Below are 945 nucleotides of genomic sequence, written 5' to 3'. Positions count from 1 at the left end.
TTGCAGGCGGGCAAGAAGCGGATCGAGCTTGCCATGTGTGGCGACCGGCCGATCGCACTGAGCGAGGCGGATCGTAGTCCGGATGCCAACGGCGAGGTCTTTCTCGACAACCTGCATGTGTTGCCGGGCTGGCAAGGGCAGGGGCTGGGCCAGGCCCTGCTCGCACGGCTGCTGGATACCTTGGGCGGCAAGACGGACACCCGTACACTGGCATTGACTGTCGTGGCTGAAAATCAGCCGGCCCGGGCGTTCTACCGGGCAAAAGGCGGGAATGAAAAAGCTGGAGGCGTACACCAGTATGGTGATGGCAGTGTACTGTCCTTGCTGCGGGTGGAGTGGCGTGATCTGCTTGCGCTACGTGCGCAGTTGGGGCGCTCTGCAGGCTGAAACACATCCGCCACCTATGGGCGGCGGATGATCAGAATAGACGGCTGGTGCCGCGCGGGATGAGGTCAAAGCCGACATCGATAGCCAAATCTTGCCAGTCGTCCTGCGGGTTTTCGCAGCGGGCAATCAGCGCCTTGATCAGTTCGCTGCCAATCTGCTTACGGTGCGGGCGAAGAAATTATTGGAAATAGACGGGATAATGACGGCGATGGTACGGCTCTTGGCTGCGGCCAGGCTACCGGCCATACGGTTGGGAACGTAGTGCAGTCCCTCTATGACCTGCCTGACCTTCTCCCGCAGCTTTTCCGATACTGCATCGGGTTTGCGCAGATAGAGAGACACGGTACTGGGTGAGACATTGGCCTGTTTGGCAACATCCAGCATGGTCGTACGTTGGGTGCCGCGCCGGTTGCGTTGGCGTGGCTTATCTTGAGCGTGATCCACAGTCTTCATTTACGTATTACTGATCATAGTGATGCATTATACCGCTTAAGCTTTAGTGTGCATGCTGCATACGCAGGTATCGGTAGATAGGCCAGATAGGACAATGGCGCGACT

General features: G+C 58.1%; 2 protein-coding genes. One reads left to right on the top strand and one right to left on the bottom strand.

Annotated features, from left to right (window positions below):
- Positions 1–387: GNAT family N-acetyltransferase (locus EGI20_RS18810; protein ID WP_498633225.1), on the top strand; the 387-nt coding region annotated here is incomplete at its 5' end.
- Between the two features lie 138 nt (positions 388–525).
- On the opposite strand, the gene EGI20_RS18805 is transcribed toward EGI20_RS18810, so the two are convergent.
- Complete coding sequence (locus tag EGI20_RS18805) at positions 526–840, bottom strand: LacI family DNA-binding transcriptional regulator (protein WP_498633224.1); 315 nt, start codon at positions 838–840, stop codon at positions 526–528.
- Positions 841–945 lie beyond the last annotated feature (105 nt).

Source organism: Aquitalea sp. S1-19 (assembly GCF_024343515.1).
This window is presented reverse-complemented; position numbering and strand designations above follow the sequence as displayed.

Coding starts and splice junctions, on each gene's coding strand:
- EGI20_RS18805 (WP_498633224.1), bottom strand. CDS start 840: ATGAAGACTGTGGATCACGCTCAAGATAAGCCACGCCAACGCAACCGG.